This window comes from Rhizobacter sp. P2_H3 (assembly GCF_056403355.1).
Window position 1 is genome coordinate 1 of record NZ_JBFUFQ010000448.1, and the last position, 2032, is coordinate 2032.

Below are 2032 nucleotides of genomic sequence, written 5' to 3' on the forward strand. Positions count from 1 at the left end.
CGGGTGCCGCGCGGCGCGGCCCGGCCCGCGGCCGACCCGTCGGCGGCGCGCCGCCACGTGCAGGAGATCCTGCAAGGCCCCGGCCAGCACGCTGGACAGGTGCGGCCGGTGGTCGCGCTGGCCTCGGTGCTGGACACCCTCACCGCCGCGGCGCGGCGCTGCGCCGCCGGCACGGCTTGATCGACTGACAGACTGACTGACAGGAGCACCGCATGTGGACCTTCGGACGAAAAATCGCCATCGGCTTCGCCGTCTCGTTCCTGCTGCTGCTGGGCATCGGCAGCGTGGCGTACCGCAGCCTCGACTCGCTGACACGCACCAGCTACGCGGTCGCGCACACGCACGTCGTGCTGGAGCACGTCGCCGGCCTGCTCGGCCAGCTGAAGGACGCCGAGACCGGCCAGCGCGGCTTCGTGATCACCGGTGACGAGGCCTACCTGGAGCCCTACCAGGCCGCGGTCGGCGCGGTCGCGCGGCAGGTCAAGGAGCTGCGCGAGCTGACCGCCGACAACCCGAACCAGCAGCGGCGCATCGACGCCGCGCAGGCCCTCGTCTCGGCCAAGCTGGCCGAGCTGCGGCGCATCATCGACCTGCGCCGCCAGGCCGGCCTGGACTCCGCCGTCAAGGCGGTGCTGGGCGGCGAGGGCAAGCGCACGATGGACGAGTTCCGTCAGGTCGCCGAACAGATGGAGCGCGAAGAGCGCGACCTGCTGAAGCAGCGCGCCGACGACGTCGAGGCCACCGCCGCGGGTGCGCGCTCGACCATCGTGCTCGGCACCCTGTTCTGCCTGCTTTTCGTCGGTGCGGCGGGCTACGTGCTGACGCGCTCGCTGACGACCCAGATCGCGGCCGCCGTGCAGCACGTGCAGCGCTCGTCGACCGAGCTGCAGTCGGCGGCCAACCAGCAGGCCGCCGGGGCGCGCGAATCCTCGACCTCGATGACCGAGATCACCACCACCATCAGCGAGCTGCTCGCCACCTCGCGCCAGATCGCCGAGAGCGCGCAGCGCGTGGCCGGCGTCGCCGAGCAGACCGCCAGCGCCGCCGGTGCCGGCGCCGGCACCGTGCAGGTGGCCAAGGAGTCGATCGCGGGCATCCGCCAGCAGGTCGACCTGGTCGTCAACCACATGCTGGAGCTGGGCAAGAAGTCGCAGCAGATCGGCGCCGTGCTCGACATCGTCTCCGAGCTGGCCGAGCAGACCAACATCCTCGCGATCAACGCCACCATCGAAGCCACCGGCGCCGGCGAGGCCGGCAAGCGCTTCGGCGTGGTGGCCGACGAGATCCGCAAGCTGGCCGACCGCGTGGCCGGCTCCACCAAGGAGATCCGCACGCTGATCGAGGACGTGCGCGGCGCGGTCAACACCACCGTGATGGCGACCGAGACCGGCTCGAAGGCGGTCGACGCCGGCGCGCGCCAGTTCGGCGACGTCGCCGCATCCTTCACGCGCATCGCCGCGCTGGTGGCCACCACAACTGAGGCGGCGCGCGAAATCGAGCTGTCGACCAAGCAGCAGACCACCGCGGTCGAGCAGGTCAACATCGCGATCTCCAACACCGCCCAGGCCACCAAGGAAACCGAGGCGAGCTCGGGGCAGACCTTCCAGACCGCGTCGCAGCTGGCCGGGCTGTCCAAGGAACTGCTGCGGCTGGTGCAGCCGCAGGTGGCCGCCTGAGGACCCGGGCACCGCCCGTCACCGCCTGTCACCGCGCGCCGCCCCGATGGTCACCGACCCGTACCGCTACTTCCGCGTCGAGGCGCGCGAGCTGCTGGAGCAGCTGGGCCAGGGCCTGCTCGACCTCGAGAAGGGCGCCGGCGACGCCACGACCGTCGCCCGCCTGCTGCGCGTGGCGCATACGCTGAAGGGCGCGGCACGGGTGGTGCGCCAACCGGCGATCGCCGACCACGCACACGCCCTCGAAGACCTGCTCGGGCCGTGGCGCGACGCGCCGGATGCACCGCCGCGCGACACCGTCGACGCCTCGCTGGCGCTGCTCGACGCGATCGGCGCCGGCCTGGGCGCGCTGGACC

At 72.5% G+C, this 2032-nt stretch carries 3 protein-coding genes; all 3 read left to right on the forward strand.

What is annotated here, in order from left to right; translation table 11 throughout:
• Window positions 1-180: hypothetical protein (locus tag AC1D1T_RS32185; protein WP_477993416.1), on the forward strand; the 180-nt coding region annotated here is incomplete at its 5' end.
• 32 nt (window positions 181-212) lie between these two features.
• Complete coding sequence (locus AC1D1T_RS32190; protein ID WP_477827924.1) at window positions 213-1676, forward strand: CHASE3 domain-containing protein; 1464 nt, start codon at window positions 213-215, stop codon at window positions 1674-1676.
• 46 nt (window positions 1677-1722) lie between these two features.
• Window positions 1723-2032, forward strand: a 310-nt coding sequence (locus AC1D1T_RS32195) for an Hpt domain-containing protein (protein WP_477993418.1), incomplete at its 3' end; no start/stop codon positions are given.

Excerpts from the sequence above, each read along its gene's own strand:
- AC1D1T_RS32190 (WP_477827924.1), top strand. The coding sequence starts at position 213 with ATGTGGACCTTCGGACGAAAAATCGCCATCGGCTTCGCCGTCTCGTTC.